At 69.4% G+C, this 17,177-nt stretch carries 16 protein-coding genes and 1 pseudogene; 6 read left to right on the forward strand and 11 right to left on the reverse strand.

The features are described from left to right. Positions 1–247 precede the first annotated feature (247 nt). Genes ACIBHY_RS37850 through ACIBHY_RS37865 form a run of 4 tightly spaced genes read right to left on the reverse strand, consistent with a single transcriptional unit; the run spans position 248 to position 6,743 of the window. Positions 248–5,119 (reverse strand): NAD-glutamate dehydrogenase, encoded by a 4,872-nt coding sequence (locus ACIBHY_RS37850; RefSeq protein ID WP_397309234.1) that lies wholly within the window; start codon positions 5,117–5,119, stop codon positions 248–250. 47 nt (positions 5,120–5,166) lie between these two features. Continuing rightward, on the reverse strand, positions 5,167–5,961 hold the full coding sequence (locus ACIBHY_RS37855) for a tryptophan 2,3-dioxygenase (protein ID WP_397252056.1): 795 nt from the start codon (positions 5,959–5,961) through the stop codon (positions 5,167–5,169). A 60-nt stretch (positions 5,962–6,021) separates the two neighbouring features. Next, positions 6,022–6,201, reverse strand: coding sequence for a zf-HC2 domain-containing protein (locus ACIBHY_RS37860; protein ID WP_184957688.1), 180 nt, complete (start codon positions 6,199–6,201; stop codon positions 6,022–6,024). Continuing rightward, positions 6,201–6,743 (reverse strand): sigma-70 family RNA polymerase sigma factor, encoded by a 543-nt coding sequence (locus ACIBHY_RS37865; RefSeq protein ID WP_184957689.1) that lies wholly within the window; start codon positions 6,741–6,743, stop codon positions 6,201–6,203. The genes ACIBHY_RS37860 and ACIBHY_RS37865 overlap by 1 nt, the downstream gene beginning before the upstream one ends. Before the next feature lie 109 nt (positions 6,744–6,852). Here ACIBHY_RS37865 and ACIBHY_RS37870 point away from each other — a divergent pair, with 109 nt between their 5' ends. From ACIBHY_RS37870 to ACIBHY_RS37890, 5 genes are all read left to right on the forward strand, one after another. Further along, a complete protein-coding gene (locus ACIBHY_RS37870; protein WP_397093965.1) occupies positions 6,853–7,464 on the forward strand; it encodes a DUF4142 domain-containing protein in 612 nt (203 codons plus the stop codon). 16 nt (positions 7,465–7,480) lie between these two features. Further along, the gene (locus tag ACIBHY_RS37875) at positions 7,481–8,890 is read left to right on the forward strand and encodes a DUF1996 domain-containing protein (protein WP_397309235.1); all 1,410 of its coding nucleotides are present in this window, start codon (positions 7,481–7,483) and stop codon (positions 8,888–8,890) included. A 56-nt stretch (positions 8,891–8,946) separates the two neighbouring features. Beyond that, positions 8,947–9,669 (forward strand): hypothetical protein, encoded by a 723-nt coding sequence (locus tag ACIBHY_RS37880; protein WP_397252058.1) that lies wholly within the window; start codon positions 8,947–8,949, stop codon positions 9,667–9,669. A gap of 16 nt (positions 9,670–9,685) precedes the next feature. After that, on the forward strand, positions 9,686–11,158 hold the full coding sequence (locus ACIBHY_RS37885; RefSeq protein WP_397252059.1) for an NADH-ubiquinone oxidoreductase-F iron-sulfur binding region domain-containing protein: 1,473 nt from the start codon (positions 9,686–9,688) through the stop codon (positions 11,156–11,158). A 98-nt stretch (positions 11,159–11,256) separates the two neighbouring features. Continuing rightward, a complete protein-coding gene (locus ACIBHY_RS37890) occupies positions 11,257–11,808 on the forward strand; it encodes a hypothetical protein (RefSeq protein WP_397309236.1) in 552 nt (183 codons plus the stop codon). A 62-nt stretch (positions 11,809–11,870) separates the two neighbouring features. Here ACIBHY_RS37890 and ACIBHY_RS37895 read toward each other — a convergent pair whose 3' ends face one another. Together ACIBHY_RS37895 and ACIBHY_RS37900 are read right to left on the reverse strand one after the other, a co-directional pair. Continuing rightward, on the reverse strand, positions 11,871–12,863 hold the full coding sequence (locus ACIBHY_RS37895; RefSeq protein WP_397252061.1) for an ABC transporter permease: 993 nt from the start codon (positions 12,861–12,863) through the stop codon (positions 11,871–11,873). Further along, positions 12,860–13,531, reverse strand: a complete 672-nt coding sequence (locus tag ACIBHY_RS37900) for an ATP-binding cassette domain-containing protein (protein ID WP_397309237.1) — start codon at positions 13,529–13,531, stop codon at positions 12,860–12,862. The genes ACIBHY_RS37895 and ACIBHY_RS37900 overlap by 4 nt, the downstream gene beginning before the upstream one ends. A 44-nt stretch (positions 13,532–13,575) precedes the next feature. Here ACIBHY_RS37900 and ACIBHY_RS37905 point away from each other — a divergent pair, with 44 nt between their 5' ends. Then, complete coding sequence (locus ACIBHY_RS37905; protein WP_397309238.1) at positions 13,576–13,764, forward strand: hypothetical protein; 189 nt, start codon at positions 13,576–13,578, stop codon at positions 13,762–13,764. A gap of 146 nt (positions 13,765–13,910) precedes the next feature. Here the strand turns inward: ACIBHY_RS37905 and ACIBHY_RS37910 are convergent. From ACIBHY_RS37910 to ACIBHY_RS37930, 5 genes and pseudogenes are all read right to left on the reverse strand, one after another. Further along, positions 13,911–14,348: pseudogene (locus ACIBHY_RS37910) on the reverse strand (ATP-binding cassette domain-containing protein); the annotation flags it as partial. Beyond that, positions 14,345–15,316, reverse strand: a complete 972-nt coding sequence (locus ACIBHY_RS37915; RefSeq protein WP_379630897.1) for a sugar ABC transporter substrate-binding protein — start codon at positions 15,314–15,316, stop codon at positions 14,345–14,347. The pseudogene ACIBHY_RS37910 and the gene ACIBHY_RS37915, both read right to left, overlap by 4 nt. Before the next feature lie 12 nt (positions 15,317–15,328). After that, the gene (rbsD, locus tag ACIBHY_RS37920) at positions 15,329–15,700 is read right to left on the reverse strand and encodes a D-ribose pyranase (protein ID WP_379609828.1); all 372 of its coding nucleotides are present in this window, start codon (positions 15,698–15,700) and stop codon (positions 15,329–15,331) included. Positions 15,701–15,762: 62 nt separating this feature from the next. Further along, entirely contained in the window at positions 15,763–16,773 is a 1,011-nt protein-coding gene (locus tag ACIBHY_RS37925; protein ID WP_397252063.1) for a LacI family DNA-binding transcriptional regulator, read from the reverse strand. A 200-nt stretch (positions 16,774–16,973) separates the two neighbouring features. Then, entirely contained in the window at positions 16,974–17,174 is a 201-nt protein-coding gene (locus ACIBHY_RS37930; protein ID WP_397252064.1) for a ferredoxin, read from the reverse strand. Positions 17,175–17,177: the final 3 nt, after the last annotated feature.

Consider the following 17,177-nt stretch of genomic DNA (forward strand, 5'->3'; position numbering starts at 1 on the left):
CTCAAAGCGGACCATAGTGGCACGACGTCGGCGGGCAACCACCCCGATTTTCAGCCCGGAACGGGCCTCCCGCTAGGGAGATCAGTGACTAACCCCCTCCATCCGTTACGGCAAGCCAAGCAGGCGCCTCCCGCCGTCGTGGGTGGCCGCCGATCGTCGGGCGCTTCTCACGTCGGACGTGGCGACGCGCCGCGACGCCGTACCGCTGGCCGGTCCCGGGCCCGCGCGGGGCCCGGGACCGTGAGGTTCACTCCGTGTGCGGCAGGTTGCTGGCCGAGACCAGCGTGCGGATGGCGCGCAGCGCGACCGACAGCGTGGCGAGGTCGAAGTTGTCGCTCTCCCAGATCTCCGACAGCGTCTGGCGGGCCCGTCCGACCGCCGCCGAGTTGGACTCCGACCACCGGGCCAGCCGCTCCTCCGGTGACGCGCCCGGCGCCGTGTGGGCCAGGACGTCGCGGGTGAGGGAGGCGTGGGCCGCGTACAGGTCGTCGCGCAGCGCGGAGCGGGCCATGGCGTTCCACCGGTTGTCCCGGGGCAGCGCGATGACGCGTTCGCGCAGCTGGGCGAGCTGCAGGCGGTCGGCGAGGTCGAAGTAGACCTCGGCCACCTCGTTGACCGGCCGGTCCGTCAGCGAGCTGACCTCGACCAGGTCGAACGTGGAGTAGGCGGGCACCATCGCGGCCGATCGCTCGGCCAGCTCCATCGGCACCCCACGGGCCACGAACGCGTCGCGGCGCTCCTCGAACGCGGCCAGGTCGGGGCCGGTGAGCAGCTTGGGGATGTGCGAGAGGAGCCCGTTGACGCCCTTGACGAAGAAGTTCACCGAACCGGACAGGTCCATCGGCGGGCGGCGGTTGTTGAGCAGCCACCGGGTGCCGCGCTCGGCGAGCTTGCGCGCCTCCAGGAGCATGGCGATCTGCGTGGAGGTGTCGGCCTTGTTGTCGAGCGACTCCACCGCGCGGAAGAAGCTGGCCAGGTCGAAGACCTCGCGGGTGACCAGCCAGGCGCGCACGATGTCCGGCGTGGAGGCGCCGGTCTCCTCGCCCAGGCGGAACATGAACGTGGTTCCGGCCGAGTTGACCAGCTCGTTCACCACGCAGGTGGTGATGATCTCGCGGCGCAGCGGGTGGGCGTCCATGTACGAGCGGAAGCGCTCGCGCAGCGCCGACGGGAAGTACGACACCAGCCACGAGGCCAGCGCGGGGTCGTCGGGCAGGTCGGAGCCGAGCAGTTGGGCGTCGACCACGAGCTTGGTGTAGGCGAGCAGGACCGAGAACTCCGGCGCGGTCAGGCCGAGCCTGGCCTGGCGGCGTTCGGCCAGCTGCTTGTCCGAGGGCAGGAACTCCAGCTCGCGGTTGACCAGCCCGTCGCGTTCCAGCTTGCGCAGGTAGCGGGCGTGGATGTGGAGCATCTCGGGGCCCTGGGCGCGGGCGGCGGCCAGGACCACGTTCTGGTTGTAGTTGTCGCGCAGGACCAGGTTGGCGACCTCGTCGGTCATCGAGGTGAAGACCTGGTTGCGCTGCTTGTCGGTCAGCTCGCCGTCGCGTACGACCTGGTCGAGCAGGATCTTGATGTTGACCTCGTGGTCGGAGGTGTCGACGCCGGCGGAGTTGTCGATGAAGTCGGTGTTGACCAGGCCGCCGTTGAGCGCGAACTCGATGCGGGCCAGCTGGGTGAAGCCCAGGTTGCCGCCCTCGCCGATGACCTTGCATCGCAGCTCGGCGGCGTTGACCCGCAGCCCGTCGTTGGCCTTGTCGCCGACGTCGGCGTTGGACTCGGTGGAGGCCTTGACGTAGGTGCCGATGCCGCCGTTCCACAGCAGGTCGACCGGGGCCTTGAGGATGGCGCTGATCAGGTCGTTGGGCGCCATCGACGTGATGCCCTCGGCGATTCCCAGCGCCTGGCGGATCTGCGGCGAGATCTGGACGGACTTGGCGGTGCGCGGGAACACGCCGCCGCCGGCCGAGATCAGCTCGGCGTCGTAGTCGGCCCAGGAGCTGCGCGGCAGCTCGAACAACCGGCGCCGCTCGGCGAACGAGCGATCCGCGTCGGGGTCGGGGTCGATGAAGATGTGCCGGTGGTCGAAGGCGGCCAGGAGCCGGATGTGCTGGGACAGCAGCATGCCGTTGCCGAAGACGTCACCGGACATGTCGCCGATGCCGGCCACGGTGAAGTCGGTGTGCTGGATGTCCACGCCGGTGGTGCGGAAGTGGTACTTCACCGACTCCCAGGCGCCGCGCGCCGTGATGCCCATGGCCTTGTGGTCGTAGCCGACGGACCCGCCTGAGGCGAACGCGTCGCCGAGCCAAAATCCGTACTCCTTGGCGACGCTGTTGGCGATGTCGGAGAACGTCGCGGTGCCCTTGTCGGCGGCGACGACCAGGTAGGTGTCGTCGCCGTCGTGCCTGACGGTGTCCGGCGGCGGCACGACCTTGCCGTCCACCAGGTTGTCGGTGACGTCGAGCAGGCCGGAGATGAAGGTGCGGTAGCAGTCGATGCCCTCGGCCATCAGCTCCTCCCTGCCGCCGCCGGCCGGTGGGCGCTTGACCACGAATCCGCCCTTGGAGCCCGTGGGCACGATGACGGTGTTCTTCACCATCTGCGCCTTGACCAGGCCGAGGATCTCGGTCCTGAAGTCCTCCATCCGGTCCGACCAGCGCAGGCCACCGCGCGCGACCTTGCCGAAGCGCAGGTGCACGCCCTCGACCCGCGGCGAGTAGACGAAGATCTCGTACTTCGGCCGGGGCAGCGGGAGCACGCTGATCGCCAGCGGGTCGAACTTCAGCGCGATGTACGCCTTGCGCTGCCCGTCGGCCCCGCTCTGGAAGTAGTTCGTGCGCAGGGTGGCCTGGATCATCTCCAGGTAGGCCCGCAGGATGCGGTCCTCGTCGAGCGAGGCCACCTCGTCCAGCGCGCCCAGGATCTCCTCGGTGAGCGCCTCGACCAGGTCGGCGCGGACGTCGTCGGCGCGCCGCGGGTCGAGCCTGGCCTCGAACAGGCGCACCAGCAGCCTGGCCAGCCGTACGTTGCCGCCGAGGACGCGTTCCATGTAGCGCTGGCTGAAGGTGGTGCCGGCCTGGCGCAGGTACTTGGCGTAGACGCGCAGGATCTCGACCTGTTCCCAGGTGAGCCCCGCCGACAGCACGAGCGCGTTGAAGTTGTCGGCCTGGATCTCGCCCTTCCACAGCGCGCCGAGCGCGTCCTGGAACAGGCGCTTGAAGTCGTTGCGGTCGACTTCGGGCGAAGGCGTGTAGTGCAGCCCGAAGTCGTAGATCCAGGCGTTCTTGGTGGCCGGGTCGTTGTCCCTGTCGACCTCGTACGGCCGCTCGTCGACCACCTCGACGCCGAGGCGCTGGATGAGCGGGAGCACCTTGGACAGGGAGATCGGGGTGCCGACCTTGTAGATCTTGAGCCGGCGCTCGCCCTCCGCGGCGTCGTAGGGCTCGTAGAGGTTGATGCCGACCTCGCCGTCGGGCGCGCCGACGAGCTGCTCCAGCCGGCGCAGGTCGACCACGGCCATCTTCGGCGGGAAGTCGGCCTTGTACCCCTCGGGGAAGGCCGACTGGTAGCGCCGGATGAGCCCGGGGGCCTCCTCCTCCGAGGTCATCTCGGACAGGGCGGTCGCCAGGTCGTCCTCCCAGGAGCGGGTGATCGCGGCCAGCCGCGACTCCAGCTCCTCGACATCGACGCCCGGAGGCGGAAGCTGCTTGCCGCGTTCACCACGAACCACCAGGTGCAGGCGGGCCAGCGCGGACTCGCCGATCATCGCGCTGTAGTCGAGCGTGCTGCCGCCGAGGGCCTTGAGCAGGAGCTCCTGCATCTTGAGCCGGACCTTGGTGGTGTAGCGGTCGCGCGGCAGGTAGATGAGGCAGGAGATGTAGCGGCCGTAGTCGTCGCGCCGCAGGAACAGCCTGACCTGCTTGCGCTCGCGCAGCCGCAGCACGCCCATCGCGATCGGGACCAGCTGCTCGACCGAGGTCTGGAACAGCTCGTCGCGCGGGAAGGTCTCCAGGATCTCGATGAGATCCTTGCCGTCGTGGCTGTCGGCGGCGAGGCCCGCCTGGTCCAGCACCTCGGCGAGCTTGCGGCGCAGCACCGGGATGCGGGAGATCGACTCGTTGTACGCCACGTGCGTGAACAGGCCGAGGAAGCGGCGCTCGCCCACGACCTCGCCGTCGGGCGAGAAGAGCTTGACCCCGATGTAGTCGAGGTAGGCGGCCCGGTGGACGGTCGCCCGCGAGTTGGCCTTGGTGATGATGAGCAGCTGCTTCTCGCGGGCCTTGGCGCGTACCTCGGCCGGCAGGGTGGAGAAGCTCTCTGAGCCGACCCGGTCGTCGCGCAGGATGCCGAGCGCGGCGCCGGGCAGCGAGCGCAGCGCGTCGCCCTCCTCGGTCTCCTCCAGGCGGTACTCGCGGTAGCCGAGGAAGGTGAAGTGCCCGTCGGCCAGCCAGCGCAGGAGGTCGAGGCTGTCCTCGACCTCGGCGGGCTCCAGCGGCGGCGGATTGAGCGTGAGGTCCTCCGCGGTCTGCACGGCGAGGGCCCGCATCTTGGCGAAGTCCTCGACGGCGTGGCGCACGTCCGACAGCACGCGAAGGATGTCGGCTTCGAGCCGCTTGAGCACCTCGGGGTCGGCCTGCCGGTCGACCTCGATGTGGATCCACGACTCGACCAGCATCTGACCGGTCACGTCCTCCTGGCCGCGGCCGAGCATCTTGCCCGTCATGTCGCGGCGTACCCGCATCTGCGGGTGGACGACCAGATGGATGCCGATGTCGAGGCGGTCCAGCTCCATCGTCACCGAGTCCACGAGGAACGGCATGTCGTCGGTGACGACCTCGACCACCGAATGGCCGGGGTCCCAGCCGTTGTCCTCCAAGGTGGGGGTGAACGCCCTGACCACCGCCCTGCCCTGCGGTCGCACCTCGGCCAGCTGCTTGTGCGACATCGCCGGGCCGTACACGTCAATGGGGTTGCGGTCGAGCAGGTCCTCCGGGGCGACATGCCGGTAGTAGACGCGCAGGAAGGCCAGCGCCTCCTCGGGGGTCACATGGTCGTTTCCGGCGGCGCATCTCTGGGCGGCTCGCTGGAGCAGCTCATCCTTGGCCTCGTCGAGCGGCATCTCGCTCTCACTCCTTTGTGAGGGTTTGCCAAACATCGCCTGGCTGGTCATAGCCAGGCTCTCAGTTCCCACAGCAAGGGGAAGTAGTGCAGGCGCGTCCTGCCTCGCAGGTAGGGCGCGCCGGTCGAGCCACCGGTGCCGGACTTGGTGCCGATCTGGCGCTCGACCATCTGGACGTGCCGCATCCGCCACAGCTGAGCGGTCTCGTCATGGGTCAGCAGGTCTTCGGCCAGTTGCCACAGGTCGTCGTGCGACCGGCGGTCCCTCGCCACGGCCAGCAGCGAATCCATGATCTCGTCGTCGGAGACCGGCAGATCACGCTGGGAGAGGGCGGTGAGATAAGCATCCCACAGCGTGGGCTCGATGAGCCGCCTGCGGAGCCTGGCGAGTTCTTCCTCGCTGGCGTCCCTGAGGCGGGCGAGATAGCGGGCGTCCTTGGCGCCGGAAAGGAACTCCAGCTCGCGAAACTGCACCGACTGGAATCCGCTGGCCGGTGACAGCTTGGAACGGAACTCCAGGAAGTCCTGGGGCGTCATCGTCTCCAGGACCTGGACCTGCTCGACGAGCACGCGTTCGACGGCGTGCACGCGCTGGAAGACGTGCCGGGCCTGCCACAGCTCGCCGTTGAACATGGCCGAGCGGGCCGCCTCCAGCTCGTGCAGGAGCAGCTTGAACCACAGCTCGTAGACCTGGTGCACGGTGATGAACAGCAGCTCGTCCGGGGCCTGCGATTGGGGTTGCTGCTGTGCGAGCAGCTCCGTCAGGCGCAAATAGCCACCGTAGGACAGCTGCCCGCCCTCTTCGCCGAACCGCCTGTCCGGGGGATCAGCGTTGAACCCCACCGGGCACCTCCCCCAACTTCTACCGGCCGTACCGATACCACCTCAAAAGGAACCCCTACGTCAATGTGAGTCTTCCGAGGCGGTGGGGGAATGCTTCAGTTCGTCGAGCAGCTCGGGAACCTCACTCAGCTCCCTGAGCTGCACCTGACAGTCTTGGCACGCGTCGAGGTGGCGCTCGAACGCCTCATGCTCCTCTTCGTCCAGGACACCGAGGACATAAGCCGCCACCTCGTGGTGCATCAGCCAGCTGCCCCCTTCTCACGCAGAAGTTCACGCAGTGCCCTGATCCCGTAGTAGAGACGGGACTTGACAGTGCCGGGCGGGATCCCCAGAATCTCCGCCGCTTCACTTATCGTACGATCCCGTAGGTAGGTCTGTTCAATGACTTCGCGGTGTTCGTCCGACAGAGCGCGGAGCGCGTCGGCGACGACGATCGCCGACAGCGCGCGATCGGAGGCGTCGGGCACAGCGACGGTATCCACCTCCGGGGGTTCTACCTCCTGCGGCCGGGCGCTGCGGCGGCGGCGCCCGTCGATCACGATACGGCGGGCCACCGTCAGCAGCCACGCCCAGATGAGGCTGGGTTCCCATTGCAGTCTCGCCGAGTTCCGCCAGGCGCGGACGATCGTCTCCTGGACGACGTCCTCCGCCCATTGCAGGTCGTTTCCGGTCGCCTTGCGCACGTGGCGCAGGAGCGGGCCGCGAAACTCCTGGTAGAGCACCAAGATGCGATGCTCCTCGTCGGCGTCTGTACCGTCGAAGTGAGCTAGCACGGCCCACATCTTTACACCTTCGTTACCACTTCGGTAGTCACTCCGATAACTCCAGTCATTTCTGACTATCTCGCCTCAATAGGTGAACCGGCCCCCGCAAACCCGCGTATCCCCGACCATGCGTAGGTTTCGCCGCCGTTTGGGGGCGGGAGAGTTCTTCATGCTCGGCTCGTTCGCCGTGGCGGCCGTGGTGACGGTCCTGCTGGTGCTGCCTCCCGGCAGCACGACAGCGCAGGCGGGCTGGACGATGACGGACTCGGGCCCGCTCGGGCCGGCCGACCGCGATCTTCTGATCAAGGTACGGCAGGCCGGGCTCTGGGAGATCCCCACCAGCCAGCAGGCCCAGCAACGCGGCCAGAGCGCCCGGCTGAAGGAGGTCGCCGGGCACATCATCGAAGACCACCTCAAGCTCGACGTCGAGGTCAGGGCCGTGGCAGCGGAGCTCGACGTCGCGCTGCCCAGCACCGCCTCGGCCGACCAGCAGACCTGGATGGCGCAGATCTCCGCCGCCTCGGCCGCCGACTACGACCGCGAGTACACCAACCTGCTGCGCCAGGCGCACGGGAAGGTCTTCTCGGTCGTGGCGGCCGTCCGGGCGGGAACGCGCAACGACGAGGTCAGGAAGTTCGCCGCCAAGGCGAACGCCGCGGTGCTCAGACACATGACGCTGCTGGAGTCGATCGGCCTGGTCAACTACTCCGACCTGCCCGAACCCCCGGCACCGCGCTAACCCAAGGAGAGATGCGATGAGCAGATCCAAACCCGTGGCCGCGGCCGTGTCCGCACTGGCCCTGGTGGCCGGCGGGCTGGTGTCCGCGGCCGTCATCGGCGTGGTCCCCGCGCGAGCCGACCACTGCGATCCGGCCGAGCAGGGCCGCCAGCAGTCCCAGAACCGCCAGGCCGACCAGCAGAACCCGGACGACCAGAACCAGCAGGACAACAACCCTCAAGGCGACCAGAACCCTCAGGACAACCAGCAGAGCGACCAGAACCGGCAGGGCGACCAGCAGGACGACCGGCAGAGCGACCAGAACCGGCAAGGTGACCAGCAGGACGACTTCGGCTCGGGTGGCGGGATCGCTCCCCCGGCCCTGTCGCCGGATCCCGAGCGGGCGGACAGCCGTACCCGATCGCGGGAGCCCAGCAGGGCGCCCACGCGCACCCCGTCACAGAACCCCAGCCAGAACCCCAGCCAAGACCCCTCCCAGGACCCGTCGCAGGATCCCGGTCAGGACCCGTCGCAGGACCCGAGCCAGGAGCCGTCGCCCTCCCCCAGCGACAGTGACAACGCCGAGGAGAACTGCGCCGACCTGGGCCCGTTCGTGGAGGACTTCATCGACATCAGGCGCGTGCGGCCGAACGCGCGCGGCAACCTCCTGCAGGCCAGGGGCTCGTTCGTGTCCGCCTGTGGCACCAACGGCAACGGCCACAACAACCCCGACAACTTCATCGTCGCGCCGGGTGTCCGCAACGGCGCCCACCACCTGCACGACTACGTGGGCAACCTGTCCACGGACGCCTTCTCCACCGACCAGAGCCTCGCCGCCGCCGGCACCACCTGCCGCCTGGGCGACAAATCCACATATTTCTGGCCGGTGCTCCGAGACCGCAAGGTCGACGACAACGTCAGCGACCCGGACGGAAACGTCGGCCGCGTGCTGCGGCCCCGCTCGGTCACCCTGCAGTTCCGCGCGGCGTCCAACAGCCGGGTGGTCGCCATGCCGAGGTTCCTCAGGCTGATCACCGGTGACGCCAAGGCCGCCACGAACGGCGGCGCCAACGCCCGAGCCCAGTGGACCTGCACCGGCTTCACCAACCGGATCACCACCAAGTATCCGCTGTGTCCGCGCTTCAGCCAGGTCGTCCGCGTCCTGGACTTCCCCAGCTGCTGGGACGGCCAGAACACCGACAGCGCCAACCACCGCACCCACGTGGTCTTCCCCGGCCAGGGCGGATGTCCCCAGGGCACCCGGGCCGTACCCCAGCTGCGGATGGTCCTGACCTACACCGTCCCACAGGGCGCCTCCTACGCCCTTGACGCCTTCCCCGAACAGAAGCACAACCCGGTCACCGACCACGCCGACTTCGCCAACGTGATGCCGGACCGGCTGATGGCCTTCGCCGTCAACTGCATCAACCGCGGGCGCCGCTGCTAGCGCCCGGCGGCGGCGCTCCCCCGAGTCGCACCCTCAACCGACCCTGGGAGGAACGCATGCTCCACCGACGAAATCCCCGGCACGCGCCGTCCAAACTGGACACGCGACCGGTCCGCCTCGGCCTCACCGCCGGGATCACCGCACTACTGCTGTCCGGCTACGCGCTGGCCAGATCGCCGCGCGGGCTGGAACTGCTGGGCTTCCTCGATTTCTACGTAGGCGTGATCGCTCTGGTGACGCTGACCGCGACCGTGGCCCTCGGCCTCATCGCCACCGAACGGGTCTTCCTGTCCGCCCGCCATCGCGTGTACGCGCAGTTCGCCCACCGGATCATGGCCATGGCCGGGATGGCGGCACTGGCCACGCACGTGGCGCTGAAGATCGAACGGCCGCCGGTCCTGGGCGCGGTGGCGGCCGGGCTCCTCGTCATCTCCGCCACCAGCGGGCTGCTGCGCGGCATGTTCGCCGGCTCGCCCCAGCCCTGGATCTGGCGCTCGCTGCACGCCTGCGCGTACCTCGCGTGGCCGGTCGCCGTCCTGCACGGGCTGACCGCCGGACGGGCTCCCTCGGCGTGGGTGAGCTGGTCGTACGTGGCCTGCCTCGCGGCCGTGGGCGCTGCCCTGCTGGTACGGGTCGTGGCCACGATGGTGCGGCCGCCGGCCGTACCAGAACCGGTGGAGACGCCGGAAGCGGTGCCGCAGACGCGCACCGAACCCCAGGTCACCGAGGCGCCCGTCAGCCTCGACGCCGCTCGCCGGAAGTTCCGGGCGGCGGGCTGAGAAAGGAGTCCCACCGATGATTCCGCACAGGGTGCCGCGTGTTCAGCGGCTCGGCCCCGCCAGGATCACCGCCGGCCTCGACCACTGCCGGCGGCTCGACCTGCCCGCCCACCGCACCGTCCACGGCACACCCGCCCCGCGTGACCTGGAGAACCTCCTCGCCCAGGTCGAGGAGGTCGACCTGAGAGGGCGGGGCGGGGCGGCCTTCCCGTTCGCCCGCAAGATGCGCGCCGTCGCCGAGGCGGCCGGCGCGCGCGAGAGCGTGGTGCTGGTCAACGCCGTCGAGGGCGAGCCGGCCAGCTCCAAGGACGCCATGCTCCTCGTGCGCACCCCGCACCTGGTACTCGACGGCGCGGTGCTCGCCGCCGAGGCGCTCCACGCCCGCGAGGTGGTGATCGCCACCGTCGAGGGCGAGGTGGCCGAAGGGTCCATGGCGGCGGCGGTGGCCGAACGCAAGGCCGCCGCCGTCGCCGGCGCCGAGGAGAGCCACCTGCGCATCCGCGTCGTCGGGCTGCCCGAGCGGTTCGTGTCCGGCGAGGGCGGCGCGCTGGTGCGCGGGGTCAACGGGCTCGAAGCGATGCCGCCGGGACGCAAGAAGCGGGCCAGCAACTCCGGCGTCAACGGGCTGCCGACACTGCTGTCCAACGCCGAGACGTTCGCGCAGGTCGCCGTACTGGCCGAGCTCGGCACCGAGGGCTACGCCGACGCCGGGACCTCCCGCGAACCCGGCACCCTGCTGCTCACCGTGAGCGGCGGTGCCGCGTCCGAGTCGGTCGTCGAGGTGGCGGCGGGCATGCCGCTCGCGACCGTGCTGGACCTGTGCGACGCGGAACCCGGCGACGGCGTGCTCGTGGGCGGCTACCACGGCGCCTGGTTAGATCCCGCGGCCGCCGCGGTCGCCACCATCTCCCGCGAGGGGATGAAACTGGCCGGAGGAGAACTCGGGGCCGGGATCGTGGTGCCCATCGGCACCGCCACCTGCCCGCTCGGGGAGGCCGCGCGGGTCGCCTCGTACCTGTCGGCGCAGTCGTCGGGACAGTGCGGTCCGTGCCGGCTCGGGCTGCCGGACGTGGCTCGGGCGCTGGGCTCGCTGGCGGGCGGGTCGGGGTCTCCCGATGCGGTACGGCGGGCCGTACGCGCGATCGAGAGACGCGGCGCCTGCTTCCACCCGGACGGGACGGCGCGCTTCATCCTGTCGGCACTGGACGTGTTCGCCGACGACATCGCGGCCCACCAGGACGGAGGAGGCTGCGGCCGCCCGGTGAGAGGCGTCCTCCCGCTGCCCGAGGCGGTGGCGGAGCCGGAGTACAGGCTGGACGTCGACTGGACCCGCTGCCAGGGCCACGGCCTGTGCGCCCACCTACTCCCCGAGTTCGTGGAGCTTGACGATTTCGGCTACCCAAGCTTCCGGCCAGTGCCGGAATGGATGCTGAAGGAGGCCAAACGAGCAGTAGGCATGTGCCCCGCCCTGGCCCTGCGCCTCGCCTAAAGGCAAGGTGCTGCCCACCACAACCGGCGAAGCGTCTGATCGACCCTGGACAAAGCGCAGGAGATCCCAGATCGCTCCGGAAGAGGTATGAGAAGAGGATGAGTGATGATGGATCACCACCCGTTCCGGAGGAGCGGCCCGGCACCGTAATGCGGCAACAGGCCCTTCTGGAACCGGACATGACCAAGCTTTCACGCTGGGGTGACGATCACCCCGACCTGCTGGGAGGCATCTGGTGGGACATCACCACAGCGCCGGAGGGCGGCGTGACCATGTGCCTCGGTGTCGTCGGTGACGGCGCCGCGGTGGTCGCGCGGCTCCGCCGCTCCCTCTCCCATCCTCGGTACCTCAAAGTGATCGCACAGCGCTACACCCTGCGGGAACTACGACACCTGCAGGAGACCATCAGCGACGACGAGGAGGCTCGCTGGCAAGCACTCTGGGATTCCGGGGAATGCGCTTCCGAGGAGGACTTCTGGCGCCGTCGCCGCGAGGGTCCTCTGATCGTTCAGATCGGTGTCGACCCGACGATCAACAAGGTGACGCTCGGCGTCAGCCCGCTCCACAGCGCTTTCACCTCCGCTCCCATCGACCGGTACGGGGCAGATCGTGTCCACGTCTACCCGGACAGACTGGTCGCGATGTGGTGACAAGACAGGCAGCAGATCCTCTCCTCTGCCTGGTTGATCAGGCAGAGGAGCCTTTGCGAGGGTCAGGGCGTCACCGGGGTGGCGGGCTGGGCGGGTTGGGTGACGGCGAGTTTGCGGGCCAGCCTCAGTCGGTAGGCGTCCAGGACCACGGCCACCAGGATGACCAGCCCCGTGATGATCTGGCGTTCGAAGTCGGACACCCCCATCAGCAACAGCCCGTTGGTGAGAACACCCAGCAGGCAGGCGCCCAGGAAGGTGCCGACCATCGAGCCGCGGCCGCCCATCAGTGAAGCGCCGCCGATCACGACCGCCGCGATCGCGTTGAGTTCGTAGCCCTGGCCGAGGATGGGGCTGGCGATGTTGAGGCGGGCCATGTACAGGATCGCCGCGATGCCCACGGTGAAGCCGGCGATCACGAAGGCGGCGATCTTGATGCGGGACGTCTTGTGGCCGGACAGGCGTACCGCTTCCTCGTTGTTGCCCGTCGCGTAGATGAGGCGGCCGAAGACCGTCCTGGACAGGACGAACCAGCCGGCCCCTGCCAGCAGTACCGCCACCCAGAACACGGCGGGGATGCCGATCAGGGTGAGGGTGCCGAAGTCGTTCAGGGCGGTGGGGAGGTTGTAGATGGTGGCGGCGTCGGTGTAGCGCTCGGCCGCGCCGCGGGCGATGTTGAGCATGGCCAGGGTCACGATGAACGACGGGACCCGCCACTGTTCGGAGATGAAGCCGTTCAGCCAGCCGACGACTCCGCCGACGAGCACGCTGACCAGGATCGCGCCGATCAGGGTCATAGGGGAGGACGATCCGGCCATCATGGTGCCGGACACGACGGCGCACAGCGCCATCGACGAGCCCACCGACAGGTCGATGCCGCCCACCAGAATCACGAACGTCATGCCGACGGCCAGCACGGTGTTCAGCGTGATCTGGGTCATGATGTTGCGGAGGTTCTGCTCGGTGGCGAAGTTCGGGGCGGCGAGGACGAAGAATCCCGCGAGCACCACCAGGGCGACACCGATGCCCGCCTCGCCGAGGACGAGCCGTCTGATCATGGTTTTTCACCGTTCTTGAGGTAGCCCGAGTAGGCCAGCGTGAGGATGCGCTCGGCGTCGAAGTCGGCTCTGGCCACCTCTCCGGCGATCTTGCCGCGGGAGAAGACGAGGATGCGGTCGCAGATGCCCATCAGCTCGGGCAGGTCGGAGGAGACGACGAGCAGGGCTTTGCCCTCCGCGGCCAGGCCGAGCAGGAGTTCGTGGATCTCGTACTTGGCGCCTACGTCGATGCCTCGGGTGGGTTCGTCCACGATGAGCACGTCGGATCCGGCGTTGAGCCATTTGGCCAGGACGACCTTCTGCTGGTTGCCGCCGGACAGCGTGCGCACGTGCTGGGAGACGCCGGCCGAGCGCAGGTGCAGGCGGCCGCCCAGCTGCTGGGCGAGAGCGCGTTCCCGCTTGAAGGAGAGAAGGGCGCCGCGCAGCTTGGCCAGGGTGACGTTGGCGCTGATGGGCAGGTCCAGGACGAGGCCCTGTGACTTGCGGTCCTCGGTGAGCAGGCTGATGCCGTGCCGCACGGCATCCTTGGGGTGGCGGATTCGTACGTTCCGCCCGTGAAGCTCGATATTTCCGGATAGGGCGCTGTCGGCGCCGAAGATCGCCCGCATCGCCTCGGTACGGCCCGCCCCCACCAGCCCGGCGAACCCCACCACCTCCCCCGCCCGCACCGAGAACGACAGCGGCCCCTCGAACCCCGCTGACCCGCAGCCCCGTGACCCTGAGCATCTCCTCGCCCCGCGCCCGCTCCGGCAGCGGCGGGTACTCCTGGGCCAGATCCCGCCCCACCATCGCCCGCACCAGGTCCGGCGCGGTGACACCGGCCATCGGACGGCTCACGACGCTGCGGCCGTTCCGCAGAACGGTCACCCGATCGGCCAGCTCCAGCACTTCCCGCAGGTGATGCGAGATGTAGACGATCGCCACGCCGCGCTCGCGCAGCCCGCGCAGGATGCCGAACAGCCGCCCGGACTCGCGCGAGGTGAGCGTCGCGGTCGGCTCGTCCATGATCAGGAGCCTGGCCTCGGTGGAGATCGCCTTGGCGATCTCCACGAGCTGCATCTGCGCGATGCCGAGCCGCTCGACGGGCGTGTCGGGCGCGACGTCCAGCCCGATCTCGGCCAGCAGCGCCGCCGCGTCCGTGCGCAGCCGCCGCCGGTCGACCACTCCCGCCTTGCGCGGGAGCGCGCGCAGGAAGAGGTTCTCCGCCACGGTGAGGTACGGCAGCAGCGCCAGCTCCTGATGAACGACCGAGATCCCCGCCGCCAGTCCGTCGGCGGCGCTGCCGGGCCTGTAGGGCCGCCCGTCCAGCGTCATCGAGCCGCCGTCCGGCGCGTGGATCCCGGCCAGCGCCTTGACCAGCGTGGACTTGCCGGCGCCGTTCTCACCGACCAGGGCGTGGATCTCGCCCGCCCGGATGTCCAGGTCGACGCCGTCCAGCGCCACCACGCCGGGGAAGCGCTTGACGAGGCCGGTGACCCGCATCATCCGACGTTGTCCTTGGTGATGAGCTTGATCTCGGTCTTCTGCCAGCCGCTGACGTTCTCGCCGGCGATCATCTTCATCGCGTAGTCGATGCCGTTGGCGGCCTGCTGCGCGCCGTACTGGTCGAGGGTCGACACGACCGCGCCGCTCTTGACGTAGGAGGCGATGGCCGGGATGTTGTCGAACGCGGCGACCTTGATCTGCTCCTTCTTGCCCTGCTCCTCGATGGCCTTGAGCGCGCCGAGCGCCATGTTGTCGTTGGCGGCCAGCACGCCCTTGATGTTCGGGTGGGCGGTGAGCATGTTGCCGAAGACGGTGTGGGCCTCGTTCGTCTCCCAGTGGGCGGTCTTGGAGTCGACCAGTTTGAGGCCGCCCTCCTTGATCGCGTCCTGGAACCCGGTCTTGCGCTGGGTGGCGTTGGCCGCGCCCGGGTTGCCCTCCAGGATGACCACCTCGGCGTCCTTGCCGACGGCCTTGACCAGCTCCATGCCGGACTGCTTGGCGCCCTCGCGGTTGTCGGGGCCGACGAAGGGCACCTTGTCCGCGATTCCGGCCGACTTCATCGCGCCCTCCTCCAGCTGGACGTCGATGTTGACGACCTTCACGCCGGAGTCCACGGCGCGCTTGAGCGGGGCGACCAGCGCGCGCGAGTCGGCCGGGGCGATCACGATCGCCTTGGCCTGCTGCGTCACGCACTTCTCGATCGCGGCGACCTGGTTGTCGATGTCGGTCTCGTTCTGGATGCCGACCACGCTCAGCGTGAGGTCGCCGCGCTTGGCCGCGTGCTCCTCCGCGCCCTTCTGCATCTGCTGGAAGAACTCGTTGGCCAGCGACTTCATCACCAAACACACGCCCGGCTTCTCACCGGGCTCGGGCGCGGCGGCGCTCTGTCCACCGGTCGTGCCGCCCTCCTTGCCGCACGCGGCGAGCGCGAGGGCCAGACCGGCCACAACGACGATCTTCTTGTTCATCTGGTGTCTCCTTCAGAAGGGAACGCCCGCTTGGAGCACGACGTTGCTGTACGGCGTGGCCTCGCCGGTCCTGACGACCGCGCGGGCCTGGGCGGCAAGCTCTTTGAGCTGGGTGTGCGGGATACGTTCTGGCCGGGTCAGGACGCCGTCGAGGAAGCCGTCGGGCGACTCCTCGGCGATGTAGGCGGTCTCGACGACGAGTTCGGCGAGCACCTCGCGCAGGACGGGGAGGAAGGCCGGCTCACCCCTGCGCCAGACGAGGTCCACCGTCTCGACGCCGGGCGGCACGGGCAGGCCGGGATCGGCCACCACGATCAGGTCGGTGTGTCCGGCCGCCGAGAGGATCTGCAGCAGGCGCGGATGCCACAGCCCGTCAGGACGCATGTGACGCCCTCCCGGCTCGCGTGCCGTACCGGATGACGGCCGCGAACGCGCTCCACACGGGCTCAGCCATCGTCCACCCCGCCCACGGGGTCGGGACAACCGCAGGACCCGCGCCGGATCAGCGTCGCCTCCAGCACCACCCGCTCGCCCCGCGTCGCGTCGCCGCCGATCTTGGCGGCGAGCAGTTCGACGGCGCGCCGGCCGAGTTCCTCGATCGGCTGCCGCATGGTGGTCAGGGCCGGCACGGTGTACGACGAGGCGGCGATCCCGTCGAAGGAGCACAGGGCGACGTCGCCGGGCACCGTCAGCCCCAGCTCGGCCGCCGCGCGCATCACCCCGATGGCCTGCTCGTCGCTGGTCACGAACAGCGCCGTGGGCCGGTCCTCCCGGGACAGCAGCTCCCGCCCGCTCAGGTAGCCCTGCCGCCGCCCGAACGGCCCATGCGCCAGCGGCATCACCGACGGATCGAGCCCCGCCTCGGTGAGCGCCCGCGCCCACCCGGCGACCCGGTCGACGGTGGGGTGGATGTCCTTGGGACCGGCCACGCAGCCGATGCGCCGCTGCCCGTGGCCGAGCAGGTGGCGGGTGGCCTCGTGGGCGCCGCCCTCGTTGTCGAGCAGCAGGTGGCTGGCGGGGGTGTCGTCGAGCTCGCGGTCCAGGACGATGCACGGCACCCGGGAGGCGGCCAGCTGGGAGCGCCAGGCGCGCGGGCCGTGGGCGGGAATGAGGATCAGGCCGTCGACCTGCCGGTCGATCAGGGTCCGCACGTACGCGGCCTCGCGCTCGTCGTCGTCCATGGCGTTGCCGAGCAGCAGGGTCAGGCCGTGCTCGAACGCGACGTCCTCGATCTCGCGGGCCAGTTCGGCGAAGAACGGGTTGGCGTTGTCGGGGACGACGAGCCCGATCGTGTGGGTACGGCTGGTGCGCAGCGACCGGGCCACGACGTTCGGGCGGTAGCCGAGCTCGTCGATCGCGCGCAGGATCCGTTCGCGGGTGTGGGGGGCGACGTTGCGCGGCCCGTTGTTGAGCACGTAGCTGACGACGGCCTCTGAGGTGCCGGCCAGTCGTGCCACGTCACGGCGTGTGACCACTGCGGGTTCGCCCTTCGGTCGTATCAACTCGTGTTGATTCCGCAGTATTCGTCCGCCCTTCCCGGTTGGCAACACGTGTAGATGGGACGTTATCCAGGTGTTACCCCAGATAGGACGGCATCACGACGCGAAAGTGCGCGACGGCCGGGATGACCGGCCGCCGCGCACGTCGGATGTCGCTCCTAAGGTCCGCTGGAGATGGCGATCGCCCCGGCGGGGCACCGATCGACGGCCTGGCGGACCGCGTCCCGCGTCTCGGCGGGCGGTTCGGGCCGGACGACGACCACCCTGCCGTCCTCCTCGCTCTGGTCGAACACCTCACCCACCGTCAGCGCGCACATTCCCGACCCGATGCAGCGCTCGGTGTCCGCGGTGATCCTCATGGG

Origin of the sequence: Nonomuraea sp. NPDC050547, from assembly GCF_044457345.1 — a bacterium.
GTDB lineage: Bacteria > Actinomycetota > Actinomycetes > Streptosporangiales > Streptosporangiaceae > Nonomuraea.